The sequence below is a fragment of the Chromohalobacter nigrandesensis genome, assembly GCF_023061285.1.
GTDB classification, from domain to species: domain Bacteria; phylum Pseudomonadota; class Gammaproteobacteria; order Pseudomonadales; family Halomonadaceae; genus Chromohalobacter; species Chromohalobacter nigrandesensis.
Genome location: NZ_JAKGAM010000001.1, coordinates 560949 through 585796, shown reverse-complemented (window position 1 = coordinate 585796; position 24848 = coordinate 560949). Strand labels below are relative to the sequence as shown.

23 protein-coding genes and 1 tRNA gene are annotated in these 24848 nt (G+C 61.8%); 16 read left to right on the top strand and 8 right to left on the bottom strand.

Translation table 11 applies throughout. The annotated features are described in order from the left end of the window. The first annotated feature begins 67 nt into the window (after nt 1–67). Together L1073_RS02730 and L1073_RS02725 are read left to right on the top strand one after the other, a co-directional pair. Nucleotides 68–1087, top strand: a complete 1020-nt coding sequence (locus tag L1073_RS02730) for a glycosyltransferase family 2 protein (RefSeq protein ID WP_246896721.1) — start codon at nt 68–70, stop codon at nt 1085–1087. After that, nucleotides 1084–1470: a GtrA family protein gene (locus L1073_RS02725; RefSeq protein ID WP_246896720.1), complete on the top strand. Its 387-nt coding sequence runs from the start codon at nt 1084–1086 to the stop codon at nt 1468–1470. Before L1073_RS02730 ends, L1073_RS02725 begins: the two co-directional genes overlap by 4 nt. A gap of 53 nt (nt 1471–1523) precedes the next feature. Here the strand turns inward: L1073_RS02725 and putP are convergent, their stop codons facing one another. The 7 genes from putP to L1073_RS02690 form a co-directional block, all read right to left on the bottom strand. Continuing rightward, entirely contained in the window at nt 1524–3014 is a 1491-nt protein-coding gene (gene putP / locus L1073_RS02720) for a sodium/proline symporter PutP (RefSeq protein WP_246896719.1), read from the bottom strand. 193 nt (nt 3015–3207) lie between these two features. After that, the gene (putA, locus tag L1073_RS02715) at nt 3208–6399 is read right to left on the bottom strand and encodes a bifunctional proline dehydrogenase/L-glutamate gamma-semialdehyde dehydrogenase PutA (RefSeq protein WP_246896718.1); all 3192 of its coding nucleotides are present in this window, start codon (nt 6397–6399) and stop codon (nt 3208–3210) included. Nucleotides 6400–6589: 190 nt separating this feature from the next. Beyond that, entirely contained in the window at nt 6590–7378 is a 789-nt protein-coding gene (locus L1073_RS02710) for an AraC family transcriptional regulator (protein ID WP_246896717.1), read from the bottom strand. A 63-nt stretch (nt 7379–7441) separates the two neighbouring features. Further along, nucleotides 7442–7813 carry a hypothetical protein gene (locus tag L1073_RS02705; RefSeq protein ID WP_246896716.1) on the bottom strand — a complete coding sequence of 124 codons (372 nt, stop codon included), beginning with the start codon at nt 7811–7813 and terminating at the stop codon, nt 7442–7444. Nucleotides 7814–7914: 101 nt separating this feature from the next. Further along, a tRNA-Gly gene (locus L1073_RS02700) sits at nt 7915–7990 on the bottom strand. Between the two features lie 223 nt (nt 7991–8213). Beyond that, on the bottom strand, nt 8214–8624 hold the full coding sequence (locus L1073_RS02695; RefSeq protein WP_246896715.1) for a CBS domain-containing protein: 411 nt from the start codon (nt 8622–8624) through the stop codon (nt 8214–8216). Nucleotides 8625–8714: 90 nt separating this feature from the next. After that, nucleotides 8715–10184 carry a dihydrolipoyl dehydrogenase gene (locus L1073_RS02690; RefSeq protein WP_246896714.1) on the bottom strand — a complete coding sequence of 490 codons (1470 nt, stop codon included), beginning with the start codon at nt 10182–10184 and terminating at the stop codon, nt 8715–8717. Between the two features lie 293 nt (nt 10185–10477). Here L1073_RS02690 and L1073_RS02685 point away from each other — a divergent pair, with 293 nt between their 5' ends. The 13 genes from L1073_RS02685 to L1073_RS02625 all read left to right on the top strand — a co-directional run bounded on the left by L1073_RS02685 (nt 10478) and on the right by L1073_RS02625 (nt 23061). Beyond that, a complete protein-coding gene (locus L1073_RS02685) occupies nt 10478–10747 on the top strand; it encodes a hypothetical protein (RefSeq protein ID WP_246896713.1) in 270 nt (89 codons plus the stop codon). A gap of 118 nt (nt 10748–10865) precedes the next feature. Then, nucleotides 10866–11024 (top strand): YqaE/Pmp3 family membrane protein, encoded by a 159-nt coding sequence (locus L1073_RS02680; RefSeq protein ID WP_246896712.1) that lies wholly within the window; start codon nt 10866–10868, stop codon nt 11022–11024. A 163-nt stretch (nt 11025–11187) separates the two neighbouring features. Continuing rightward, nucleotides 11188–12984, top strand: a complete 1797-nt coding sequence (locus L1073_RS02675) for a type IV pilus assembly protein FimV (protein ID WP_246896711.1) — start codon at nt 11188–11190, stop codon at nt 12982–12984. Nucleotides 12985–13039: 55 nt separating this feature from the next. After that, nucleotides 13040–13966 carry a tRNA pseudouridine(38-40) synthase TruA gene (gene truA / locus L1073_RS02670; RefSeq protein ID WP_246896710.1) on the top strand — a complete coding sequence of 309 codons (927 nt, stop codon included), beginning with the start codon at nt 13040–13042 and terminating at the stop codon, nt 13964–13966. After that, nucleotides 13963–14598 carry a phosphoribosylanthranilate isomerase gene (locus tag L1073_RS02665; protein WP_246896708.1) on the top strand — a complete coding sequence of 212 codons (636 nt, stop codon included), beginning with the start codon at nt 13963–13965 and terminating at the stop codon, nt 14596–14598. Before truA ends, L1073_RS02665 begins: the two co-directional genes overlap by 4 nt. A gap of 10 nt (nt 14599–14608) precedes the next feature. After that, nucleotides 14609–15823, top strand: a complete 1215-nt coding sequence (gene trpB / locus L1073_RS02660; protein WP_246896706.1) for a tryptophan synthase subunit beta — start codon at nt 14609–14611, stop codon at nt 15821–15823. An 8-nt stretch (nt 15824–15831) separates the two neighbouring features. After that, entirely contained in the window at nt 15832–16635 is an 804-nt protein-coding gene (gene trpA / locus L1073_RS02655) for a tryptophan synthase subunit alpha (protein WP_246896956.1), read from the top strand. A 90-nt stretch (nt 16636–16725) separates the two neighbouring features. Beyond that, complete coding sequence (gene accD, locus L1073_RS02650; RefSeq protein WP_246896705.1) at nt 16726–17658, top strand: acetyl-CoA carboxylase, carboxyltransferase subunit beta; 933 nt, start codon at nt 16726–16728, stop codon at nt 17656–17658. After that, the gene (gene folC, locus L1073_RS02645) at nt 17659–18960 is read left to right on the top strand and encodes a bifunctional tetrahydrofolate synthase/dihydrofolate synthase (protein ID WP_246896704.1); all 1302 of its coding nucleotides are present in this window, start codon (nt 17659–17661) and stop codon (nt 18958–18960) included. Beyond that, nucleotides 18957–19652: an SPOR domain-containing protein gene (locus L1073_RS02640; protein WP_246896703.1), complete on the top strand. Its 696-nt coding sequence runs from the start codon at nt 18957–18959 to the stop codon at nt 19650–19652. The genes folC and L1073_RS02640 overlap by 4 nt, the downstream gene beginning before the upstream one ends. Beyond that, entirely contained in the window at nt 19652–20248 is a 597-nt protein-coding gene (locus L1073_RS02635) for a CvpA family protein (RefSeq protein ID WP_246896702.1), read from the top strand. The genes L1073_RS02640 and L1073_RS02635 overlap by 1 nt, the downstream gene beginning before the upstream one ends. 90 nt (nt 20249–20338) lie before the next feature. After that, complete coding sequence (gene purF, locus L1073_RS02630; RefSeq protein WP_246896701.1) at nt 20339–21859, top strand: amidophosphoribosyltransferase; 1521 nt, start codon at nt 20339–20341, stop codon at nt 21857–21859. An 11-nt stretch (nt 21860–21870) separates the two neighbouring features. Further along, the gene (locus L1073_RS02625) at nt 21871–23061 is read left to right on the top strand and encodes an O-succinylhomoserine sulfhydrylase (protein WP_246896700.1); all 1191 of its coding nucleotides are present in this window, start codon (nt 21871–21873) and stop codon (nt 23059–23061) included. A gap of 104 nt (nt 23062–23165) precedes the next feature. Here the strand turns inward: L1073_RS02625 and rsgA are convergent, their stop codons facing one another. After that, entirely contained in the window at nt 23166–24197 is a 1032-nt protein-coding gene (rsgA, locus tag L1073_RS02620; RefSeq protein WP_246896699.1) for a small ribosomal subunit biogenesis GTPase RsgA, read from the bottom strand. 86 nt (nt 24198–24283) lie between these two features. Here rsgA and orn point away from each other — a divergent pair, with 86 nt between their 5' ends. Next, nucleotides 24284–24847, top strand: coding sequence for an oligoribonuclease (gene orn, locus L1073_RS02615; RefSeq protein ID WP_246896698.1), 564 nt, complete (start codon nt 24284–24286; stop codon nt 24845–24847). The last annotated feature ends 1 nt before the right edge of the window (nt 24848 follow it).

Genomic DNA, 24848 nt, shown 5'->3' with positions numbered 1-24848 from the left:
TGATGGGGTGGATCTGGCGACGCTGAGTCTATGGTTGATCGTGGCGAACTGAAAAGCGGAGGAAGAGATGGAACTATCATCGTCGTCGAGCGATGGGGAGCGAGGAGAAGCCCCCGGCGCTGGTTGGCTGTTGTCCATCGTAGTGCCGGTCGTGAACGAAGAAGCCGCCATTTCGGGTTTTCTTCAAGCGGTCCGTGACGCCCTGGATGGTCATATTGCGCGCTGGGAAGTGCTCTTTATCGATGACGGATCGCAGGATGCGACCCTGACCAGCTTACGCCACGCGCATGCACAAGATGCCCGGGTACGCTACCTCTCGTTGACCCGCAACTTTGGCAAGGAGGCGGCGCTATCGGCGGGGCTCGCGCATGCCTGTGGCGATGCCATCGTGCCCATGGATGTCGATCTACAGGACCCGCCAGAGGTGATCCTCGAGTTCGTGCGTTTGTGGCGTGAGGAAGGCTACGACATGGTGTATGGCGTGCGCGGCACTCGCGATGAGGATACCCATACCAAGCGTGCCACTGCTGGCTTGTTCTATCGCTTCTTCAACCGTATGGCCGATACGCCGATTCCGCGTAACGCCGGGGACTTTCGGCTCATGGATCGATGCGTGGTCGATGCCATCAACCGCTTGCCGGAGCGTAGCCGGTTCATGAAAGGGCTATTCTCCTGGCCGGGGTATCGCACCACCGGAGTTTATTATGCGCGTCCGTCCCGCGAGACGGGGAAGAGTAAATTCAACTATTGGAAGCTGTGGAACTTCGCGCTGGACGGTGTGGTGAGTTTTTCCACCTGGCCGCTGCGGATCTGGTCCTACTTCGGGGCGGTGATCGCTTTGATCGCTTTCTTGTACATCGTATTACTGGTGGGGCGCGTGGTGTTGTTTGGTAGCGACGTGCCCGGCTATGCCTCGTTGATGACGGCGATCCTGTTTTTTGGCGGCATGCAATTGTTGTCGATCGGTGTGCTGGGGGAATACGTGGGGCGCCTCTTCGTCGAAGCCAAGCATCGGCCGCTTTACTTGGTCGCCGAAGATAGCGAGACGCCACGCGCGTCGCGCCGACGAGGCGATAGTGAACCATGAGTCGGCTCGTGGGGGAGGCCGGGATAGCCGCGCGTTTCGGGCTCGTCGGGGGCATCGCGACAGGGGTACATTTGCTGGTGGCGGGCGTACTGCTCGGCCTGTGGCCGGGGATGTCCGAATTCGTGGCGAATCTCTTGGCGTTTTTGGCGGCTTTTCAGGTGTCGTTGATCGGGCATCGGCGCGTTACCTTCCGCCGACGTGGTCGAGCAAGGCGTTTCTTCCTGGTGGCGGCGTTGGGTTTCGCCCTCAATAACGGAATATTGGCCGCTTTATTGGCCGTGACCCCGCTAAACGGCTTTGTCGCCGTAGCGATCGCGACATTGACGGTGCCGGTGCTCACTTACCTGGCATCGCGCTTTTGGGCTTTTGGCGAATCGCATTGAAAAGGGCTCCCGCAGGAGCCCTTTCACTACTCTAATGCGCTATGCGCGCTCTTTTAGCGAGAGACTTGCTTATACTCTCCGGCATCTTTCGTCATATTGCTCACCACTAGGATCGCAATGAAGGACGCGATAAAGCCAGGAATGATCTCGTAGACACCGGGACCTCCCAGGAACGCTGCGTTCCAGCCCAGTGAAATCCAGATCATGACGGTGACAGCACCCACGACCATGCCTGCTATGGCGCCTGCGCCGTTGGTGCGTGACCACATCAGCGAGAGGATGATCAAGGGACCGAACGCCGCACCGAAGCCTGCCCAGGCATTACTGACCAGCCCCAGGACCTGGGAGTTCGGGTCAGATGCGATGAAGGCTGCTACCAAGCCAACCAATACGACACTGGCTCGGCCGATGGTAACGGTTTCCTTCTCCGTTGCCTGCTTACGCAGGAACAGGCGGTAGAAGTCCTCGGTCAGTGATGAAGACGCCACCAGAAGCTGACTGGACACGGTGCTCATGATGGCCGCAAGCAGGGCGGCATAGAGAAAGCCGGTGATCAGCGGATGGAACAGCAGATCCGCCAGGATGATGAAGATCGTTTCCGGATCTTCGACATCCATACCGTTGCGAATTGCATAGGCCCGTCCGAATATCCCCAGAGAGACCGCACCGATCAGGGAGATGAGCATCCAGCTCATGCCGATGTTACGCGCGATCGGCACATCCTTCAGCGATCGGATGGCCATGAAGCGCACGATGATGTGCGGTTGCCCGAAATAACCCAGCCCCCAGGCCACCGCAGACAGCCAGCCGATGAAGGTCAGTCCATCCGTCCACGAGAGCAGCGTGGGATCGACGTCATTGAGGGTTTGTGTGGCCTGGGTGAAACCGCCGCCGCCATCGCCGAAGATCACAACCGCCGGCATGATCACCAGTGCCAGCATCATGATGCAGCCTTGCACGAAGTCCGTCATGCTCACGGCCAAAAAGCCGCCGACGACCGTATAGACAAGTACTACACCCAGTGTGATGACGACGCCCACTGCGTAATCGCTCAGCCCCCCGATGTTGATGACGCCGGAAAATGCGCTTTCGAACAACTTACCGCCTGCCACCAAGCCTGATGCCGTGTAGACCGCGAAGAACACGACGATCACGATAGCGGATACCGTCCTCAGCGACATTGCCCGGGTCGGAAATCGGTTGGCCAAGAATGCTGGAATGGTGATCGCATTGCCATAGTGAACCGTCTGTTCACGCAGGCGTGGTGCGACCAGCACCCAGTTGAAGAATGCCCCCACGAACAGGCCGATACCGATCCAGGCCGAGCCCAAGCCAGAGACGAACATCGCCCCGGGCAAACCCAGCAGCAACCAGCCGCTCATGTCCGACGCGCCGGCCGACAGGGCCGCCACTTTGGGACTGAGGGTTCGACCGCCCAGCATGTAGTCTTCAGAGGTGGACGTGGATGTGCGCATGGCATAAAGGCCTATGCCGATCATGAGCACAAAATAAGCAAAAAGGCTGATCCAAACACCAATAGCCATAAAAACGTCTCCTGTTCTTGATTATCTTAGTTATTAGGCCGGATGTAGTTCCGGTAGATTGTGTGTGCGCATACGAGCCAGAACGCTGATGACTAGCATCATCAACAGGCCGAGCGCGGAGGTGAAGCCGATGGTGACAGTGTTATGGCCATGAGGGGGTTCCCTCCGTTTGTTGTTCGATGACGAGTGAACATCACTCGTCTCCCAGCGCGAGCAGAGACGCATTGCCACCCAGGGCGGCGGTATTGATGGTGCGGGTCTTCTCCGTGGCGAACCGCTGCAGATAATGCGGTCCGCCCGCTTTGGGACCAGTGCCCGACAAGCCCTGGCCACCGAAAGGCTGTACGCCTACGACGGCGCCGATGATATTACGATTGACGTAGACATTACCCACTCGAATTTTCTGCGCTATTTCAGCGGCGAAGGATTCGTTGCGGCTGTGAATACCGAATGTCAGGCCATAGCCCTTGGCGTTGATGGTATCGATGACATGGTCGATGTCTGCACTGCTATATCGGGCTATGTGTAATATCGGCCCGAATTGCTCGCTCTCCAGTGCGTCGATGCCTTCGATCTCGAACGCGGTCGGTGCAATGAAGTGACCGTGCGCCGTGGCGTCGGCATCGGGCTTTGCCTCGGCCACCAGGCGGCCTTCCTCCTTGAGGCGCACGATGTAATCGCTGAGTTGACGATGGGCGTCCTCGTCGATGACCGGACCGACATCGGTCCCCAGGTCGCGCGGGTCGCCGATATGCAGTTCCGCCATGGCGCCCTTGAGCAGCTCGATGACGTGGTCGGCGACGTCTTCCTGGATGTAAAGCACACGCAAGGCGCTACAACGCTGGCCGGCGCTCTGGAATGCCGAGGCTACTACGTCGGCGACGACCTGTTCGGGGAGCGCGGTGGAATCGACGATCATGGCGTTCAAGCCACCGGTTTCGGCGATCAGAGTCGGCAGCGCGGCACCTTCGCGGTCGGCGAGGGCACGGTTGATGATTTGCGCGGTGTTCGTGCCGCCGGTGAAGACGACGCCGGTGATACGAGCATCACCTGTCAGCACGCTGCCCACGGTGGGGCCATCGCCGGGCAGCAATTGCACCACGTCGCGCGGCATGCCGGCTTCATGAAGCAGCTCCACGACGCGGTGCGCGATCAGCGAGGTCTGCTCGGCCGGCTTGGCGAGCACCGGATTGCCAGCGACGGCGGCGGCGACCATCTGGCCGCAGAAAATCGCCACCGGGAAATTCCACGGGCTGATGGCGGCGAATACGCCCTTGCCGGACAGGATCAGCTCGTTGGACTCGCCGGTCGGGCCGGGAAGCGGAATCGGCGCGTCAAACATCTCGCGGGCACGCATCGCATAGTAGCGGCAGAAATCCACCGCTTCGCGGATCTCGTCGACACCATCGGTGAGCAGCTTGCCGCCTTCGCGAGAGCACAGCGTCATCAGTTCGGCGAGGTGCTCTTCCATCAAGTCGGCGAAACGCTCGAGAATGGCCGCGCGCTCCTCGACCGGCGTGTCGCTCCAGCGCGGAAAGGCTTTCCAGGCAGCATCCACGGCACGTTGGGCCTGCTCGCTGGTGGTCCATTGCACGCTGCCCACGCGCTGGCGGGTATCGTAAGGGCTGAGGACGTCGTGTCGCTGTGCGGCATCGTCTTCCACGTCGAAGGCCAGCAGTGGCTTGATGTGGTGTTCGCTGTCCATGAATGTCGCCATGGTGTCGATCAGCGGTTGATATTGGCTGTTGATGTTCAAGTTGACGCCCTTGGAGTTCTTGCGTTTTTCCCCATAGATATCGCGTGGCAGCGGAATCCGTGGATTGGCATAAGTGTCGTATTGCGCCAAGGTCTCTACCGGATGCTCGCAGAGACTTTCGACGGGCACGCTAGGATCGACCAACTGGTGCACGAAAGACGAATTGGCGCCGTTTTCAAGCAAGCGCCGCACGAGGTAGGGCAGAAGGTCCTTGTGTGCGCCTACCGGCGCGTAGATCCGGCAGTAAGTGCCCTGTGGCGCTCGCTTGAGCGCGGCCTCGTAGAGCGCTTCGCCCATGCCATGCAGGCGTTGGAACTCGAAATGACGGTCCCCCGCATTGGCGAGTTCCAGGATGGTGCTGATGGTGTGGGCGTTGTGCGTCGCGAACTGCGGAAAGATCCGCCCCCGGGTATTCTCGGAAAGCAGGAAATGCACGCAGGCCAGGTAGGTGACGTCGGTGCATGCCTTGCGAGTGAAGACCGGGTAGCCGTCGAGCCCTTGCTGCTGGGCTTCCTTGATTTCGGTATCCCAGTAGGCGCCCTTGACCAGGCGTAGCGGGATTTCGTCGCCACACTGATCGGCGAGGCGGTTTATGTAGTGCAGAACCGGCAAGACACGCTTGGAATAGGCCTGTACCACCAGTCCAAAGTGCCCCCAGCCCCGGCAGACATCGCTTTCGAATACGTCGCGGAAGACCTCCAGCGACAATTCCAGGCGGTCGGCTTCCTCGGCATCGATGGTGATGGCAACGTTGTTCTCGCGGGCCAGCGAGGCGAGCCGACGGACGCTGTCGGTAAGTTCCTCGAGGATCTGAGGACGGCGCCCGAATTCGTAACGCGGATGCAAAGCTGACAGCTTGATCGACACCGAGGGCGCTGGCGTCGTGGTATCCAGCTTGCGGCTGGTAGCACCGACCCGCTCGATGGCCTGGGCGTAATCGTCGAAATAACGACCGGCGTCGGGCCGCGTGCGCGCCGCCTCGCCGAGCATGTCATACGAGTAGGTGTAGCCCTTGTCGAACAGCGGCTGCGAGCGTTTCAGGGCCTCGTCAATGGTCCGCCCCAGCACGAACTGCTTGCCCATGATCTTCATCGCCTGATACATGGCGCGACGAATCACCGGCTCGCCCATGCGATTGACCATCTTGTTGATGAAGGTGGCGGGCTTGCCTTCGCGGGGCTGGTCGAGTTGCAGAACGCGGCCGGTCATCAGAAGCCCCCAGGTGGAAGCATTGACGAACCATGACTCGCTCCGACCGACGTGTGCCTTCCAGTCGGCGGGCCCCAGCTTGTCTTCGATCAGGGCGTCGGCGGTGGCCTTGTCGGGAATGCGGAGCATGGCCTCGGCCAGGCACATCAACATCAAGCCTTCATGGGTATCGAGACTGTATTCCTGCAGCAGTTCATCGATGGAGTCGACCGCCGTATCCATCTCGCGGACTTCGCGCACCAGCTCGGCGGTTTGCGTGGCGATGCGCTTGAAGTCTTGCTCTTCGGTACGCAAGAACGCGACCAGCTTGGCGACATAGGCGTCTTCCCCGACGCTGTAATAATCGCTGACACGTGCGAACAGCGTGTCGAGATCGTCGTTCCAGGTGGCGTTTTCCAGCATGGTGTTGGCATTTTGCATGTCATGACCCCGTGATGATCGGCGACGCAATAATGAAGGTAGGCGTGCGGAGTCGGCGCCAGTAGCGGCGTCCTGGTTATATTGTATAGCGTCGACTTTAGAGTGGGTCAGCGTGCCCGGTCTTGCCAATTTCCCGGGTGTTTGTGTCAAAAAACACGGCAGAAGAAGAGATGGGCTTGAATTTTAGACCTTAGTCTATGATGGGCGGCGTGGTCGTGACGGAAGCGGTAGCGCCTCGACGCCATTGCGAGGGAGACTGGCCATGGTGGCGTCGGAAGGCATGCGACAGGGCGCTTTGATTGGCGAATCCCGTGCGTGCTGCGATCTCGCTGAGTGGCGCGCCGACGGTGCGCAGCAAGATGCTTGCGCGCTCGAGGCGGCGGCGTAACAGGTATTGGTACGGTGTCAGCCCCGTATGGCGCCGAAAGCGTTCACCGAAATGTGCCTCGCTCAGGCAGGCCAGGCGCGCCAGGTCTTTGACCGTCACACGCTCGGCAAGGTGGCTGTCGATGTAGCGATCGATGGTGTCGAGATCCAGTGTGCGGCCGTTATCGAGCGCCGTCGGCGCAGCCAGGCGGGCATGCAGGCAGCTCAAGAAGGTGGTGGCGAGCAATTCGCCATCGGCGTGGCGCGGCTGCGACATTTCCTGCACCACGAAGTTGAGATAGTTGCGCAGGGGGTCGTCGAGCGTGAAATAGCGCGGCGCATCGAACAGGCTGGCCAGTTCGCGATGGCCGCCGGTCAGCGAGGGCGAGTCATCCGGAAGGTCGAGAATCAACTGGCGGTTGTCACCGATGCCTTCGTAATAGTGCACATGATTGATCGGGACGATACAGCCGGATAGAGGCGCGATGGAGCCGCCCAGGCCCTCGATCTCGAATTCGGCATGACCTGCCAGGCCGATGACGATCTGATGGAAGGCATGGCCGTGATGCTTGACGGTGTTGTCGAGTGGCGTCAGACGAATGCTGCTGCTCATGGGGCCCTCCTGAGCTTCGCAGTGAGCTTACCATACCCGCCCATGGTGCGTGAGGCGCAATTCTCAGGCCTCTAGTTCAGGCTTCCGTAGTGACAGACGCGCGCGCAAATGGTCGCGTATTGCCTCGAGTTCGTCGCGCCCGGCACGCGATAGCAGGCAGCCTCCCTGTGCGACTTGCCAGGGTCTACCGTGCTCCTCCATCACATGCTGTGCACGACAGCGAATGCTTTCGAGGTAGGCATCGTGGCGAATCGGATAATCGACCAGCGCGTGCCACTCGGCCACGCCGACGCGCTTGTCCAGCGTTTTATCGAACAGCGTGAGCAGGTGCTCGGGCTCGGTCCGGTAGCGGGGCGTACGGCTGAGCATCAGCATCGCCACGGTACCGACCAGGATCGTCAGACAGACGGCGAAAACTAGTAAGAAAAGAAGCATGAGGCGGTGAAAGGCCGAACGGATGCGAAGCCTCGAGTCTAGCATGCGATCGCGCCGCGACGCAGCGACTCTCCTGGCGTGATGAAATCACAAGGAAGAAGTGGAGCGGGCAACGAGGCTCGAACTCGCGACCCTCAGCTTGGGAAGCTGATGCTCTACCAACTGAGCTATGCCCGCTCGACGCAGGGATGTTAATCAAGCGAGCCAGGCCTTGGCAAGCCTGATTGCGGCAGCAGCCGACAAAAATGCGCGAGGCGAGGGAACTTTTGCCTGCAGCGTGGTCTGAGTTAATGCAAGAAACGTGATTCCAGGCAGTCGCTAGGAAGTCCGTTTTGAGCTTACTGTTCTCGATTGACCGCCGTGCCTTTGCACGGCGGTTTTTTATGCGCTGGTGTCGGCTTCAGCAGCGGTTGCGCATGGTCAATAGTGCGGCGAGCACCTCGCGACGGGTTACCAAGCCGATGACGTGCCCGTCATCGACGACTGGATACACCTTGGGTCGTTCGCCACGCATGGACTCGGCCAGGTCGACGATGCTCTTGTCGGGCGTCACGGTGAGTACGACTTCGCGCATCAGCTCGCCGACCAAGGATGGCTGGCCGCAGTGATAGGCGCTATCGAGTAGCTGACCGAGCACATCCTGCTCCGAGATGAAGCCGATCAGGCGGTCTTGCACATCGACGACCGGCGCGCCGGGCAATCGATGACGTGCCAGTCCCTCGGCGAGGGCCGTGATCGAAGTGTTGGCGGTGACTCGGTAGCCATCGCCGATCATGATGTCGCCGACTACGGCGGGGGATGAACGTGACATGGCGGGCCTCCTGGGCGTCGACGGCATGACGTCCGCTGACGTCATGCCGTTAGCGTGGCACCACGCGGCGCGTGGCGTTGGCATTGAAGCCTAGTCCCCGGGGCCGCATTCCATGCAGCGCTCGACGATCGCCGGCCCCAATTGGAGTTTGGCGTTGAGGTCGCGCAACGCAGTGCGCAAACCTTCCTCGACGACCGGGTGATAAAACGGCATTTCCAGCATTTCACTGACTGTCAGACGTTGCTGATGCGCCCAGGCGAGCAGGTGGCCCAAGTGTTCGGCGCGCGGCCCGAAGATCTCGGCGCCGAGGAATAGTCCTGAACCTTGCTCGGCATATACATGCATCAGCCCCTTGTTCATGCGCATGACCCGTGAACGGCCCTGGCCCTCGAAGGACACCTCGCCGATAGCGAAGCAGTCACAATCGCCATAGCGCGCTTCTAGTTGAGGATAGCTCATTCCCACGGTTGCAATTTGCGGGTCGCTGAAGACCACGCCCAGCGGCGTGCGACGGTGCCCGGCCCTGACCTCAGGGTAGCGGCCAGCATTGTCGCCGGCGATCCGCCCTTCGTCGGAGGCCTCGTGCAGAAGCGGTAGCTCATGATTGGCGTCGCCGGCGATGAACACATGGCTGGGGGCGTCCTGGTGATCACGGCATTGCAACGTGTGGCGGTTGTATAGCGGTACGCCACGGGCATCGAGCTTGAGATGAGCTGCCTCGATGTCGAGATTGTCGACGTTGGGACGCCGCCCGGTCGCGGCGAGGAGGTAGTCGAAGCGCTCGGTCAGGCGCTCCCCGGTCTGGCGTTCGATGAAGGTGATGAGCACGCTGTCGCCGTCGCGCTCGATGGACTCGACCGTGGCATCGGGGTCGACGTAAAGCTCGTCGTTGAACGCCTGCTCGGCGTAGTCGCGAATCGCGGCGTCCTGAAGCGGTCCCAGCGCACCGCCTACACCGAAGATGCGTAGCCGTACGCCGAGCCGGTGAAGCGCCTGGCCCAGTTCGAGACCGATCACTCCGGGTCCGAAAAGCGCCACCGACTCGGGCAGAGTTTCCCATTCGAAGACATCGTCGTTGATGGCCAATCGGTCGCCGGCGGCTTCGAAGAAAGCCGGATAGGTGGGGCTCGAGCCGGTGGCGATGACGATCTTGTCGGCCTCGACGCGAGTTTCCTCATCGATGATCAGTGTGTTGGCGTCGGTGAAACGGGCATAGCCGTGCAGCTTGTCGCTGGCGGGGATGCCGTCGACCGACGCGATCACGAAGCCCACGAAGCGGTCGCGCTCACGGCGCACACGGTCCATCACCGCACGCCCGTCGACCGTTACCTCGCCGCTAATGTTGACGCCGAAGGGAGCCGTGTCGCGGGCATGGTGTGCAGCTTCGGCGGCGGCGATCAGCAATTTGGATGGCATGCAGCCGACACGTGCGCAGGTCGTGCCATAGGGGCCGCCTTCGATCATCACCACTGAATCGGTATGTGCCTTGGCGGCGCGATAGGCGCCGAGACCCGCCGTTCCGGCGCCGATGATGGCGACATCCACCTTGCGTACTTCCATGCTGTCTCCTCTTTGAATCGTCGATGGTGAAGTGAGCGAGCCGTCACGTTGCGCTTGGCTACTTGAAAACGCGGGTTAGTATGCCGAGGAACGATGGTGTTGATGAATTTGATTAAAATGAAAGCGCTGATAGGTAGAAACGATAAAGAAGTATCCTCTTGAAAGACGGACTCACGCCTTCACCTAAAGGAGATACGCTATAGTGGTGTCGTAAGATCATGACGCCGTAAACATGCGCCACGAGCCAGTGGCATGCGAAATGATACAAAGGGCTCGGCTCTTCGGGAGGCAACATGAACGCACGCGATTACTTGGCCAAGCAGGGAATCGGCCTCGACAAGGAAGAGGACAAGCCCACCACTCTCGAAGAGCAGGCCTGGGCACGTGCTCGGGGTGCGGCGAGCCAGCGCCCGCGTAGTGGCACTCCGCATGATTGGGAAGATTGGGAGCGCCACCACGACACGCTGGCCTCTGGCGCCGACGAGGTGCGCCAGAAGATCGATCCCGATGCCCATTCGCATGCACCGGGCGTCGAATATTGCGACCCTCGCGGCAAGCAATAGCAAGACTATCGAGGCATCATGTCCTTGCGTATCATGCTAGGTGGTGAACACCACTAGTGGGGGCGCCCCACACGACTTTGAAAGGCTCTGAAAGGACGCATTCACAAGGAGAGGATGTATGGACATTATCCGCATAATTCTGGCTATTTTGCTGCCGCCCCTGGGAGTTTTCCTGCAGGTCGGTTTCGGGCTGCATTTCTGGCTCAACATTCTGCTGACGTTGTTTGGGTATATTCCCGGCATCATTCACGCCGTTTGGATCATCGCCACGCGCTGACAGAAATGGCGCCGTCGAGAAGGCGCGCCCCTGCCTGACTGTCATCTGAGCAACGAGCCCGCCTAGGCGGGCTCGTCTCGTTTGGGTAGTGTCCGGTATGAGGTGGCTGGTTAAAAGATATGATAAAACTCCAACCATCGTTGATGTCGTTGTTGAGGATTCCATGCTGCGCAAGATTGCCTTGGCATTGTGCCTAGTCGTGATGAGCCCCGTGGCGCTTGGGGTGAGCGTGGGAGCACCGCAGGTCACCTCTTATCTCAATCAGCCCTTGCGTGCCGAGCTGCCCCTGTCCGGTGTCGGCGATATCGATCCCCAACGACTCAAGGTGCGTCTCGCGGATGACAATGCCTTCGAGGCGGCAGGTCTGGACGATAGGGCGCTCGAGATGCCGCTGAATGTCGCGCTATCCCGCGATACCACGCCGCCACGCATCACGATCAGTAGCCAGGCATCGGTGGGGCGCGCCTATCTCGAGTTATTGCTGGAGGTGTCATGGCCGCAAGGGCGTATTCAGCAGCCGGTGACACTGCTGTTCGACCCACCTGGCTACGCCCTGGCGAGCTCTCCCGGCGCGCCGCAGACAGCACAGAGCGTCTCGACGCGGCAAGATGCATCGGCGTCTTCTGGTGAGTCACCTCAATCCCAGCCTGAGGCGCCGCAGGGCGTTGCCGGGACGGCTCGTGAAATCCTCGAGACCTCGCGTCGCGCATCGGATGCCACTGCGTCGATGCAGCGCGAAGGGGAGGCCGATTCTCGGCGTGCGGCCAAGCTGGAGGCGGCACTGCAAGCACTGCGCGTACGCGTGGCCTATGTAGAGCGGGAGCGTGATGCCCTGGCCGAGCGTCTCGAAGCGCTTTCGGCGCTACCACCGGTCGACGTGACCGGCGTGACGGCCTTGCTGGCGCAGACGGCATCCGATGCACCGTCGGCATCGTCCGGCGAGCAGGCAGCATCAACCAGCGACGAAGCGCCTTCGGACGCTGCCCCGCGTGAAGAAGCGTCGTCCTCTTGGTTGGGGCCATTGCAGGCGGGATTGCTGATCGTACTGACGGTATTGCTGGCGCTATGGGGATGGCGGCGTTGGCGTACCGGCCGCGAAGCGACCTATCAGGATATGACGGCCCGCTTGGGGACGACGCAGTCTACCGCGAAGGCACGCCCGATTCTCAGCGACGATGATGTCCCCGAAACGGCCACCATCGACGAGGCCGATATTTATATCGCCTATGGACGTTATACCCAGGCGCGCGAATGGCTGCAGGCGCGTCTTGCAGTGCAGGAAAATGCCGAATTACGCCTCAAGTTGTTGTCGGTGCTGGGCGAACTGAGCGAGTTCACTGCGTTGGAGCGGGAGGCCGAGCGCTTCGCGCCGTCGGTCAGTGATGAAACGCATCGCGAAGCCGCGGCACTGGTGGCGCATTATCGTCAAGTCGGCGCCGCGCAGCCGGCTGATGCGCCACGCGAGCCGGCGTCCTCTTCCCCGGAAGTGGACTCGCTGTTTGCAGGCGTCTCGGCATCTGCCGACAATACCGAGCCCGAGACACCGCGTGATGTGCCCGACGAAAAATCGGAGGCAGTCATGCAGGTCGCGCGTCCCGACGCGGAGACTGCGCCGCTCGAGTTCGAGCCGCCCGACGTTCCGGAGGCGCCAACGCGCCTGGATTATCAGCTTCCCGAGGTGGAGCCGTCGGTGACATCCGCGCTTCACGACGAGCCGTCCGAATCTTCCCACGACGTTGCGCATTGGGAAATCGAGGAAGTGGCATTCACACCCGCGCATCTGGATAATGGGTGGGGCGCTGAGGCGCCAGCCGACGCGCTGGAGAAAGCGCGGGACTTGTTGGCCGCCGAAGGCGAAACCACGCGGGCCAAGGCGCTGCTGCAAGTCGCGGCGCGGGCCGAGGACGTCAGCGTCGCGCGCGAGGCCAGGGCGCTGATGCGCGAATATGACGGCGCCTGAGCGTTGTACGTGAGTGCCAACGTGACATACCCAAGACTCAACATGACGGATATCGATGGCCTTCTTCGAATTCCAGGATGACCGCCAGCCCTTGCACGGTCGCATCGCACTCGGCGTCGAGTACGATGGCAGCGCATATTGCGGTTGGCAGCGCCTCACACAAGCGCCTTCGGTGCAGGCAGCGCTGGAAACCGCGCTTTCGAAGATCGCCAATACGCCGGTGCAGGTGCTGTGCAGCGGGCGCACCGATACCGGCGTGCATGCGACGCGTCAAGTTGTGCACTTTGATGCGCCGGTGCCCCGTACGCAAAAAGCCTGGTTGTTCGGCGCCAATGCCAAGCTGCCGCGCGATGTTGCGGTGCGCTGGGCGGTGCCGGTCGCCGATGATTTTCATGCGCGGCTTTCGGCCTTGGCGCGGCGCTATCGTTACGTGATCCTCAATCAGCCATCGCGGCCGGTGCTCGAACGCGCCAATGCGACCTGGTGCCGTGAGCCGCTGGACGCCGAGCGCATGCATGCCGCCGCCCAGGCGTTGATCGGCGAGCATGATTTTTCGAGTTTTCGCGCCGCAGGCTGCCAGTCGAAAAGCACCCATCGTCATGTGCACTTCATCGAGGTAAGGCGCTATGGGCCGCTGATCGTCATCGACATTCAGGCCAACGCCTTCTTGCATCACATGATTCGCAATATCGCCGGGGCGCTGGTGGCCGTCGGACGCGGCGATTATCCGACGAGCTATCCTGGCGAGCTGTTGGCGCTGCGTGATCGAACGCAGGGCAACGTGACAGCGCCGGGATGCGGGTTGCACTTCGTCGACGTGTACTACGATGAGCGCTTCGAATTGCCCCAAGAGCCGCTCGGCCCGAACTTGCTGGCGTTCATCGGGGAATGGAGCGGCGAGCGCACGCTGCCGGATAGTGAGTGGGCGCGTGCGCGTCGCCAGCGCCGCGTCTATCCGCCGCGGCGGGAGGTGTCGTCATGAAGGCGACGATGCAGCGCACACGCGTCAAGATCTGCGGCCTGACGCGTGAAGAAGATATCCAGGCGGCCGTGGCGGCGGGCGCCGATGCGCTGGGCTTCGTGATGTGGCCGGGCAGTGCGCGGGCTATCGACGCAGCGCGCCTGGCCCAGCTATCGGCGTGCGTGCCGCCCTTCGTCACGCGGGTGGGATTGTTTGTCGACCAGCCGGAAGACGAGATTCGGCGTTGCGTGCGGCACCTGGATCTGGTGCAGTTGCACGGCAATGAAACCGCCGAGGCATGCGAGCGTCTGGAGGTTCCCTGGATCAAGGCCTTGCGCATGCGCGACGGGCTCGATTTGCACGCCGAGGCAGCGCGTTATGCCGGCGCGCGAGCGCTGTTGCTGGATGCCTATCGCCCCGGCATGCCAGGAGGAACGGGAGAGACCTTCGACTGGTCGCGAATCCCCGCAAACCTGGCAAAACCTGTTATTCTCGCGGGAGGCTTGACGGCAACCAATGTTGCCGAAGCCATCCAGCGGGTTCGGCCCTATGCCGTTGACGTCTCGGGAGGCGTCGAGGCGGCCAAGGGCGTCAAGGATCCCGCGCGCATCCGGGCATTTCTGTCCCAAGTGTCCCATACCCAAGCCCTATGAGGTGTCATTCGTGACCAAGTTCAGCGACCTGACCCGACTGCCGGACGCCCAAGGCCATTTCGGTCCTTACGGTGGACGGTTCGTCTCGGAGACTCTGAGCTTCGCCCTGGAAGAGTTGGAGAAGGTTTATTTAAGCCTTCGCGACGATGCCGATTTCCAGGCCGAATTCGATCGTGACCTGGCCCATTACGTGGGCCGCCCGTCTCCCCTTTACCACGCTGAACGATGGTCCAATAAAATCGGTGGCGCGCAGATCTGGCTCAAGCGCGAAGATCTCAACCACACCGGCGCTCACAAGGTGAACAACACCATCGGCCAGGCGTTGCTTGCCAAGAAGAGCGGCAAGCCGCGTGTCATCGCCGAAACCGGTGCCGGTCAGCACGGTGTGGCTACCGCCACCGTGGCCGCGCGGCTGGGCCTCAAGTGCGAAATCTACATGGGCGCCGAAGATGTTGAGCGTCAAAAGCTCAACGTCTATCGCATGCGTCTGCTGGGAGCCGAAGTGCACCCGGTCGAGTCCGGATCGCGGACCCTCAAGGACGCCATGAACGAGGCGCTGCGTGACTGGGTGACCAATGTCGACGACACCTTCTATATCATCGGCACCGTGGCGGGGCCGCATCCCTATCCCGCCATGGTCCGCGATTTCACCTCGGTGATCGGTCGCGAGGCGCGTGAGCAGAGTCTGGCGCAGATCGGTCGCCTGCCCGATGCCCTGGTGGCCTGCGTGGGCGGCGGTTCTAACGCCATCGGTCTTTTCTATCCGTTCATCGAGGACGAAGAGGTGGCCATGGTCGGCGTCGAGGCCGGTGGTGACGGTGTCGAAACCGGACGTCACGCCGCGCCGTTGACTTCTAATGCGCCCAGCGGCGTGCTGCATGGCAACCGTACCTATTTGATGTCCGACGCCAGCGGTCAGGTGTCGGAGACGCACTCGATCTCCGCGGGTCTCGACTATCCGGGAGTCGGCCCCGAGCACGCATTGTGGAAGGATGTCGGCCGTGTCAGCTATGTGGCTGCCAACGACGATGCAGTGCTCGAGGCGTTTCGTGAGCTGACGCGCATCGAAGGCATCATGCCCGCCCTGGAAACGGCTCATGCGCTGGCCCATGCCAAGGTAATGGCAGCAGCCATGCGCCCCGATCAGCACATCGTCGTCAATCTTTCCGGGCGCGGTGACAAGGACATTCACACGGTGGCCAAGCTCGACGGTCTGGAATTCTGAGCATGACTATGAATCGCATCGATCAACGTTTCGCGGCGCTCAAGGACCAATCTCGCCGTGCCCTGATTCCATATATCACCGCCGGTGACCCCGCGCCGCAACATACCGTCGGCTTCATGCACGCCTGCGTCGAGGCGGGTGCCGATGTGCTGGAGCTGGGTGTGCCGTTTTCCGATCCCATGGCCGATGGGCCGGTGATCCAGAAGGCCTGCGAACGTGCGCTCAAGCATGGCACGCGCTTGGCCGACGTGCTCGACATGGTCGCGTCGTTTCGCGAGACCGACCAGACAACGCCGGTGGTGTTGATGGGGTATGTCAATCCCGTGGAGCGCATGGGGTACGAGACGTTCGTTCGGCGTGCGCGGGAGGCGGGCGTCGACGGCGTGCTGATGGTCGACATGCCACCTGAGGAAGGGGCCGAGGTCGCGCCGCTGTTCGCCGAGCACGGCCTGCAGTCGATCTTCCTGCTGGCCCCTACCACCTCATCCGTCCGGGCCGCTACAATATGTGCGCACGGCGAAGGTTATTTGTACTATGTATCACTCAAGGGGGTGACGGGTGCCGCATCGCTGGATGTCGAGGCCGTGGCGCGTCAGTTGGCGCCGCTACGCGAGATGACCGATTTGCCGTTATGTGTCGGCTTCGGCATTCGCGATGGCGAGACCGCCGCGGCGGTCGGTCGAGTGGCCGATGGCGTCATCGTCGGCAGTGCGCTGGTATCGCGTATTGCCGAAAACGCCGAACGTCCCGAGGCCATACCCGCGGCGCTCAAGGCCGTGCTTGGCGACATGCGTGATGCACTGGATCGCTGAGGTGGCCATGCGAGCCCCCTTTATTCGCTGTATCGGGCCACGGACGTGGCTCGATGCGTCAGACAAGCAACATGGAAGCGTCTCAGAACCATGAGCTGGCTAGACAAAATTGTGCCGTCGATGAGCCGTACCCAGCGAACCGATCGCCGGAAAAGCGTGCCGGATGGCCTGTGGCGTAAGTGCCCCAATTGCGAGGCGGTGCTCTATCTTCCCGAGCTGGAGCGCCATCAGAGCGTGTGCCCCAAGTGCGATCATCATCTGCGCCTGACAGCACGCAAACGACTCAACTGGTTCCTGGATACGGAAGGTCGCGAGGAAATCGCCGCCGACCTGCAGCCCAGCGATCGACTCAAGTTCCGCGACTCCAAGAAGTACAAGGATCGTTTGGCGTCGGCCCAGAAAGCCACCGACGAAAACGATGCCCTGATCGCCATGCGCGGCAAGCTTGACGGTCTGCCGGTGGTCGCGGTGGCGTTCGAGTTCAGTTTCATGGGCGGTTCCATGGGGGCTGTGGTGGGCGAGAAGTTCGTGCGTGCCGCGACCCAGGCGCTGGAAGAAGGTGTGCCGCTGGTTTGCTTCGCCGCGTCCGGCGGTGCCCGTATGCAGGAAGCGCTGTTCTCGCTGATGCAGATGGCCAAGACGTCCGCGGCTCTGGAAAAGCTCAAGCAGGCGGGGGTGCCGTATATTTCGGTGTTGACCGATCCTGTCTTCGGCGGAGTGTCGGCGTCGCTGGCGATGCTGGGCGATCTCAATGTTGCCGAACCCAACGCCCTGATCGGTTTCGCCGGGCCGCGCGTCATCGAGCAGACCGTGCGCGAGCAATTGCCGGAAGGCTTCCAGCGCAGCGAGTTCCTGCTCGAGCATGGCACCGTGGACATGATCGTACATCGTCATGACATGCGTGAGCGTCTGGGCGGTGTCATGCGCAAGCTGACGCATCAGTCGCGTCTCGGCCAAGGCAGTGAGGCCGATGAGGCGTCGTCTCAGGCCACACTGGACGAGTTTTCCCAGGCCGACCACTGAATGGCTGAGACGACCACTCTGGAGGCTTGGCTGGCGCGTCTCGAGCGCCAGCATCCCGTTGCTATCGATCTGGGGCTCGAGCGGGTCTCTGCAGTCGCCGCGCGCCTGGGCCTCAAGACTAGAGCGCTGGCGGGGCGTGTCATCACCGTGGCCGGCACCAATGGCAAAGGCTCGACCGTGGCCATGCTCGATGCACTGGCACGCGAGCATGGTTGGCGAAGCGCCGCCTATACATCACCGCATATACAGCGTTACAACGAACGCCTGTGCTTCGATGGCGAAGAGGTCGATGATGCTGCCCTGGTCGAGGCCTTCGAGGCCGTCGAAGCGGCGCGACTTGCGGATGAAGAGATCAGCCTTACCTACTTCGAAGCTGGCACTTTAGCCGCCCTGTGGCTGATTGGGCGTGAGCAACCCGATGTCGCGTTGCTCGAGGTGGGGCTGGGCGGACGGCTGGACGCGGTCAATGTCATCGACCCGGATGTGGCGGTGGTGACGACCGTGGCCCAGGATCATGCGGCCTTTCTAGGCACCCATCTCGAGACCATCGGCCAGGAAAAGGCTGGCATCATGCGTTCAGGGCGTCCGGCGGTGCTGGGCAGTACCGTCTTGCCGGCGAGTGTGCGCCAGCATGCCGAGGACCTGACGGCGCCAGTATTCGCGCTGGGTGAGCGTTTCGACTGGCAAGCCGCAGCCGATGGCTGGCAATGGCAGGGTGAGACGGTCACCGGCGAGTCGCTGATCATGCGTGCGCTTCCCGATCCTGGTTTGCCACTGGATAATGCCGCCACGGCATTGCAGGCACTGGCACTCGCCGGCATTCCTCTCGAGGAAGCGGCATGCCAGCGGGCCTTGGGTCGCGCCGTACTGGCCGGACGGCTGCAATGGCAGGGCCCCTGGTGTCTGGATGTCGGCCATAATCCGCATGCTGCCGCTTATGTCGCCACCTACTTGGCGCAGCGCCCGCCGCGCGGACGACGGTTTTGTCTGCTGGGCATGCTGGCCGACAAGGATGCCAAGGGTGTGATCGAGGCGCTGGCGCCACAGATCGATGCTTGGGTGCCGGTATCGTTGGGCGGGGATCGCGCGCGCGATGCCGAACAGTTGGCGACCTTCCTAAGAGCGTGCGATGCGCGGGTGCTGGATTGCGCTGCGTCGCCGGATGCTGGCGTACGCTGGTTGCACACCAGTATGGACAATGGCGACGAGGTGCTGGTCTGCGGTTCGTTCTGGACCGTCGCCGAGGCTTTGACCACCCTGGAATCACTCGGGGTCGTGGCGAGCCCAAGGAGTGTGTCATGAAATATGGAATCCGTGAGCGTGTCAGTGGCGCGATCATCCTCGTCGCGTTGGCAGTGATTTTCCTCCCTATGCTGTTCGATGAGCCGACGCCGCGTGGCGAGCGTCCCGAGCCGGTGTTGACCATCGAACAGCCGATTCCCGTGGACCAGCGCGATGTCGATTCCCCTGAACCGCCCGCTAATCTAGAGGACGATACGGTAGAGGATCAATCGGGCGATGACAGGGTTGTCGAACCGTCGACCGGGGCTCAGCTCGGTCAACCCGACGCTGATGCTTCTTCTCCAACTATGTCTTCGCAGCCAGCGGCGCCCGATGACGGCGAAGCATCCGGCGAGGCGGAATCCGCGAACGACGATCCCATTGCCGCCATTGCCGAGCAGTCTTCTGCCTCACAAGCGCAAGAGGAGGCCGACGACGGTGACAGAGAGGGTAGTTCGACATCTGGTGGGTCAGAGGCACAAGAAGGGTGGGCGGTTCAGGTCGGCAGCTTCGAGCAGTCGGACAATGCTCAACGACTCGTCGAAGATCTCAAGTCGCAAGGGTTCGATGCCTATCAGCGCCCGCGGGATAATGATCTGACGACGGTATATGTAGGCCCGTTCGGGTCCTCCGATGAAGGTGAGCGCGTGCGCACCGAGCTCAAGGAAGACGCCAATATCCAGGGGCTCTTGATTCGTGTGCAGGAGGACTAATGACGCTGACCTGGCTCGACTGGGCTTTCCTGGCGGTATTGAGCGTCTCCATGTTGGCCGGTTTCATGCGAGGTCTGGTACGCGAAGCGTTGGGGTTGGCGGCCTGGGTGGCGGCATTGTTGGGTGCGCGGATGTTCGCCCCGGCGGTAGCCGAAATGATGTCGCCCTATATCGATCATCCCGAAATTCGCCTGGTACTGGGCTTTGTGCTGGTCATTTTCGTCATCGTCATGCTCTGCGGGTTCTTGATCCGCATGATCAATGCTGCCATCGAATGGGTCGGCATGGGGTTTTTCAACCGTGTCGCCGGTGCGACGTTCGGTGCCGCGCGGGGGGCCTTGATCCTGGTACTGGCGACGGTCATCTTGACGTTGACGCCCTTGTCGGGGATCGCTGCTTGGCAGAATGCGCAGCTGCGCCCGGCCTTCGAACAATTGCGCGACTGGTCGGTTGACCGCCTGGAGGCGTGGGAAATAGACACCTCGGGCGCCGAACGTGCCTTGCGCGACACGGGCCGCGAGGCCGCCGGCCAAGCGCTGGAAACATCGCCCGAGGTACCTGCATCGAGTACATCATCGGAGACGACGGCGCCCTGAAAAAGCGCCTCGATGCGTGACAGGTTTCAATCGCGAGCGGCGTTCATCGCACGCCGCTTGCTACTCTCAAGGCAAGCGAGGAAAGGCACAATGTGCGGTATCGTGGGCCTCATGGCCAATCAGGCGGTCAATCAGTCGCTGTATGACGCGCTGACAGTGCTCCAACACCGTGGCCAGGATGCCGCCGGGATGATGACATGGCATGAGGGACGTTTCCTGCTACGCAAGAGCAATGGCCTGGTGCGGGATGTGTTCCATACCCGCCATATGACGCGTCTGCGCGGCAACATGGGAATTGGGCATATTCGCTACCCGACTGCCGGCTCGTCCAGCGAAGCGGAGTCGCAGCCGTTTTATGTCAATTCGCCTTATGGCATCACGTTGGCGCATAACGGCAATCTGACCAACTCCGAGCAGCTCAAGCGTGAGCTGTTCTTTTCCGATCTGCGCCACATCAATACCAGCTCCGACTCTGAGGTTCTGCTCAACGTGTTTGCCCACGAGCTGGGCAAGCAGGGTCACCATCTCACTCCCGACGACATCTTCGATGCCGTACGTCGCGTGCATCGTCGCTGCCAGGGCGGTTATGCCGCGGTGGTCTGCATCAACGGCTTCGGCATGGTCGCGTTTCGCGATCCGCACGGGATTCGACCAGTAGTCTACGGTACCCGCGACACTGAAGAAGGGCAGGAGGTGATGATCGCCTCTGAGTCGGTGGCACTGGATGTCGGTGGCTTCGAGCTGTGTCGCGATCTGGCGCCGGGCGAGGCGATCTTCATCGAGACCGAGGGCAACCGGGTGCATACTCAGCAGTGTGCCGACCGCCCACAGTTGACGCCATGCATCTTCGAGCATGTCTATCTGGCGCGCCCCGACTCGATCCTCGATGGCGCCTATGTCTATGGCACGCGGATGGAGATGGGGCGCAAGCTGGGCGATCGCATTCAGCGTGACTGGCCGGAGCATGACATCGATGTGGTGATCCCGATTCCCGATACCTCGCGGACCTCGGCGCTGGAACTGGCTCAGCATCTGGGGGTGAAGTACCGCGAAGGCTTCATGAAGAACCGCTATATTGGGCGGACCTTCATCATGCCCGGGCAGACGCAGCGCAAGAAATCCGTGCGTCAGAAGCTCAATGCCATCGACGTCGAGTTCGCCGGCAAGAACGTGCTGCTGGTCGACGATTCCATCGTCCGTGGTACCACGTGTAAACAGATCATCCAGATGGCTCGCGAGGCCGGCGCGCGCAAGGTCTATTTCGCCTCCGCCGCGCCGCCGGTGCGCTATCCCAACGTCTATGGCATCGATATGCCAGTGGCGTCGGAGCTGATCGCGCATGGGCGCAGCGAAGAGGAAGTCGGGGAGCTGATCGGCGCCGATCGCATCGTCTATCAGAAGCTCGAGGATCTCAAGGCGGCCTGTCGCGACGTCAATCCCGCGCTCGAGGAGTTCGACTGCTCGGTGTTCGATGGCGAGTACGTCACCGGCGATATCGATGCCGCCTATCTGGCTGATCTCGAGGCCGCGCGTAACGATGTGGCCAAGCATCAGGACAATACGGTGCATGCCGTGGTCGACTTGCATAACGATGTCGAAGAAGAAGACTGAGGAGGTGAGACATGCATGACGATCATGACGACGCCTTCGCGCTCGACACGCTGGCGATCCGTGCCGGCCACGACCGCACGCACGAACAGGAACACGGCGAGCCGATCTTTCCGACATCGAGCTTCGTCTATGGCAGTGCCGCTGAGGCGGCGCGCAAGTTCTCCGGCGAAGAACCGGGTAACATCTATTCGCGTTTCACTAACCCCACGGTGCGCACCTTCGAACGACGCCTGGCAGCGCTCGAGGGGGGCGAAAGCTGCGTAGCCACCAGCTCCGGCATGGCGGCGATTCTCGCCACGGCGCTGGCCTTCTTGCAGGCCGGTGACGAAATCGTCGCCTCGCGCTCATTGTTCGGTTCCACGGTCAGCTTGTTCGACAAGTATCTCGGCAAGCTGGGCATCGTGACCCGCTACGTCGAGCTGGGCGACCTGGACGCCTGGCAGGCCGCGATCACGCCGCAGACGCGCCTCTTGTTCGCCGAGACGCCTTCCAACCCGCTTTCCGAGGTGGTGGATATCGCCGCGTTGGCCAACTTGGCGCATCGCCATGACGCCTGGCTCGCTATCGATAACTGCTTTCTGACCCCGGTGTTGCAGCGTCCGCTCGATCTGGGCGCCGACCTGGTGATCCATTCGGCGACCAAGTATCTGGACGGCCAGGGGCGTGCCATCGGCGGTGCCGTGGTAGGGCCTGAGGAAATGCTCAAGGAACTGGTGGGCGTGGTGCGCACCTGTGGTCCCTGCATGAGTCCCTTCAATGCCTGGATCTTCCTCAAGGGGCTGGAAACCCTGGGGCTGCGCATGAAGGCGCATTGCGAGAATACCCTCGCCATGGCTCAGTGGCTGGAGGCGCAGCCGGAAATCGCGCGCGTGTATTACAGCGGTCTGGAAAGCCATCCGCAGCATGCGCTGGCCAAGCAACAGCAAAGCGGCTTCGGCGCCGTGCTGGGTGTGGAGGTGAAGGGCGGTCGCGACGGTGCCTGGGCGCTTATCGACCATTCTCGCCTGATGTCGATCACCGGCAACCTGGGGGATGTAAAAACTACCGTCACGCACCCGGCGACGACGACGCATGCGCGCTTGAGTGACGCGCAGAAGGTCGCTGCGGGGATCAGTGAAGGCTTGGTGCGTATCGCCGTGGGCCTGGAAGCGCTGGATGATCTCAAACGCGATATCCGCCGCGGGCTCGATACGCTCGGCTGAGCCGCATCACGGCCTGTCGATTCGCTATGTCACATCGTACGCATGACGCCTCGTCCCTCCTGGGGCGAGGCGTTTTTCATGAGACGTTCTTTATGAGACGTTCTTCATGGAGAGCGATCGGGTGCCAGGCTATCGACGATGTGTCGGTAGCTATCGAACCGTGAAGCGAGAATCGCGCCGCGCGCCACGGCTTCACGCAAGGCGCATCCCGGCTCCTGGCGATGATGGCAATCGCGAAATCGGCAATGGCCCAGGTAGGGCTGGAACTCGATGAAGCCGCGTGCCACGTCGGGTTCGTCGAGATGGCCGAGGCCGAATTCGCGAATGCCCGGCGAGTCGATCAGCTCGCCGCCCGCCGGCAGGTGATAGAGAGTGGCGGTGGTGGTGGTGTGCGTGCCCTTGCGAGAGTCCACCGAGAGCGCGCCGACCCGCAGTTGTTTATCGGGCAGCAGACGGTCGATCAAGGACGACTTGCCGACCCCGCTCTGGCCCACGAACACCGAGGTGCGCTCGGTGAGGCAGGCATGCAGGGCATCGAGGCCGTTCTCGCGCTGAGTGGAGGCGCTGACCACGTGGTATCCCAGCTCGCGATAGCGCGCCAGCAACGCGCGCAGCTCGCCGCCTTCGTCGGGCAACAGGTCGGTCTTGTTGAGGACCAGCACCGGGGCGATGCCTGTCGCTTCGGCGGCGACGAGATAGCGGTCGATGAGATTGGGGTGGGGCGCGGGCTCCACGGCGAAGACGATCAGGATCTGCGCGATGTTGGCAGCCACGGGCTTGAGTTGGCCGCGCGCGTCGGGGCGTTCCAGCACGCTGCGCCGTGGTTGACGCGCCACGACTACGCCACTGCCGTCGCTCGCCGTGCGCCATACTACATCGTCGCCGGTGACCAGGCCCTCGAGATTGGCACGCAGATGGCAACGGTGGCGCTGGAGGTCGCCGTGTTCATCCTCGGCTTCGACCTCCAGGGTGCGCCCGAAATGCGCGGTGACGCGTCCCAACTGCTCAGGGCCGTAATCGCCGGCCTCGAGCGCGGTGTCGTCGCGCTGGGTGCGGCGTTCGGCACGTTCGGCGCGTTGGGCTTGAATCTTTTCGACCCGCCAACGTTGCTGGCGGCTGAGTTTGCGTTTGCTCATGCGCTCTCGGGACAGGGTACAATGGCAATTATTGTAGCGTTCATTGCGTCCCCTTGTCCCTAGGCGACGCCCCGACGGAGACCCCCATGGCAAGTGACACACCGCAAGCCCCGCGTGATGACCTGCTGATCTGGATCGATCTGGAAATGACCGGGCTCGATCCCGCCCGCGAGCGCATCATCGAGGTTGCGACTCTGATTACCGATGGCGACCTGAACCTGATCGCCGAAGGGCCGGTGCTGGCGGTGCATCAGCCGGATGCGCTGCTCGAGGCGATGGACGAGTGGAATACGCGCACGCATGGCACCTCGGGGCTGACGCAACGCGTCCGCGAGAGCCGCATCGATACCGCCGAGGCCGAGCGCCAGACGCTGGCGTTTCTAAAAACGTATGTAACGCCCAATAGCTCGCCGATGTGCGGCAACAGCGTGCATCAGGATCGGCGTTTCATGCTGCGGGAGATGCCCGAACTGGCCGAGTTCTTCCACTACCGCAATCTCGATGTCTCGACGCTCAAGGAACTGGCCAAACGCTGGAACCCGCAGGCCCTGGCAGGCTTCGAGAAGCGCAATACGCATCAGGCGCTGGATGACATTCGTGAGTCGCTGGCCGAGCTGGCGCATTATCGCAAGACATTTCTGCGCGTCTGAG

What these genes read in the sequence shown, in the direction of transcription:
- L1073_RS02730 (WP_246896721.1), top strand. Translation starts at nt 68, where the DNA reads ATGGAACTATCATCGTCGTCGAGCGATGGGGAGCGAGGAGAAGCCCCC.
- L1073_RS02725 (WP_246896720.1), top strand. Translation starts at nt 1,084, where the DNA reads ATGAGTCGGCTCGTGGGGGAGGCCGGGATAGCCGCGCGTTTCGGGCTC.
- putP (WP_246896719.1), bottom strand. Translation starts at nt 3,014, where the DNA reads ATGGCTATTGGTGTTTGGATCAGCCTTTTTGCTTATTTTGTGCTCATG.
- putA (WP_246896718.1), bottom strand. Translation starts at nt 6,399, where the DNA reads ATGCAAAATGCCAACACCATGCTGGAAAACGCCACCTGGAACGACGAT.
- L1073_RS02710 (WP_246896717.1), bottom strand. Translation starts at nt 7,378, where the DNA reads ATGAGCAGCAGCATTCGTCTGACGCCACTCGACAACACCGTCAAGCAT.
- L1073_RS02705 (WP_246896716.1), bottom strand. Translation starts at nt 7,813, where the DNA reads ATGCTTCTTTTCTTACTAGTTTTCGCCGTCTGTCTGACGATCCTGGTC.
- L1073_RS02695 (WP_246896715.1), bottom strand. Translation starts at nt 8,624, where the DNA reads ATGTCACGTTCATCCCCCGCCGTAGTCGGCGACATCATGATCGGCGAT.
- L1073_RS02690 (WP_246896714.1), bottom strand. Translation starts at nt 10,184, where the DNA reads ATGGAAGTACGCAAGGTGGATGTCGCCATCATCGGCGCCGGAACGGCG.
- L1073_RS02685 (WP_246896713.1), top strand. Translation starts at nt 10,478, where the DNA reads ATGAACGCACGCGATTACTTGGCCAAGCAGGGAATCGGCCTCGACAAG.
- L1073_RS02680 (WP_246896712.1), top strand. Translation starts at nt 10,866, where the DNA reads ATGGACATTATCCGCATAATTCTGGCTATTTTGCTGCCGCCCCTGGGA.
- L1073_RS02675 (WP_246896711.1), top strand. Translation starts at nt 11,188, where the DNA reads ATGCTGCGCAAGATTGCCTTGGCATTGTGCCTAGTCGTGATGAGCCCC.
- truA (WP_246896710.1), top strand. Translation starts at nt 13,040, where the DNA reads ATGGCCTTCTTCGAATTCCAGGATGACCGCCAGCCCTTGCACGGTCGC.
- L1073_RS02665 (WP_246896708.1), top strand. Translation starts at nt 13,963, where the DNA reads ATGAAGGCGACGATGCAGCGCACACGCGTCAAGATCTGCGGCCTGACG.
- trpA (WP_246896956.1), top strand. Translation starts at nt 15,832, where the DNA reads ATGAATCGCATCGATCAACGTTTCGCGGCGCTCAAGGACCAATCTCGC.
- accD (WP_246896705.1), top strand. Translation starts at nt 16,726, where the DNA reads ATGAGCTGGCTAGACAAAATTGTGCCGTCGATGAGCCGTACCCAGCGA.
- folC (WP_246896704.1), top strand. Translation starts at nt 17,659, where the DNA reads ATGGCTGAGACGACCACTCTGGAGGCTTGGCTGGCGCGTCTCGAGCGC.
- L1073_RS02640 (WP_246896703.1), top strand. Translation starts at nt 18,957, where the DNA reads ATGAAATATGGAATCCGTGAGCGTGTCAGTGGCGCGATCATCCTCGTC.
- L1073_RS02635 (WP_246896702.1), top strand. Translation starts at nt 19,652, where the DNA reads ATGACGCTGACCTGGCTCGACTGGGCTTTCCTGGCGGTATTGAGCGTC.
- purF (WP_246896701.1), top strand. Translation starts at nt 20,339, where the DNA reads ATGTGCGGTATCGTGGGCCTCATGGCCAATCAGGCGGTCAATCAGTCG.
- L1073_RS02625 (WP_246896700.1), top strand. Translation starts at nt 21,871, where the DNA reads ATGCATGACGATCATGACGACGCCTTCGCGCTCGACACGCTGGCGATC.
- rsgA (WP_246896699.1), bottom strand. Translation starts at nt 24,197, where the DNA reads ATGAGCAAACGCAAACTCAGCCGCCAGCAACGTTGGCGGGTCGAAAAG.
- orn (WP_246896698.1), top strand. Translation starts at nt 24,284, where the DNA reads ATGGCAAGTGACACACCGCAAGCCCCGCGTGATGACCTGCTGATCTGG.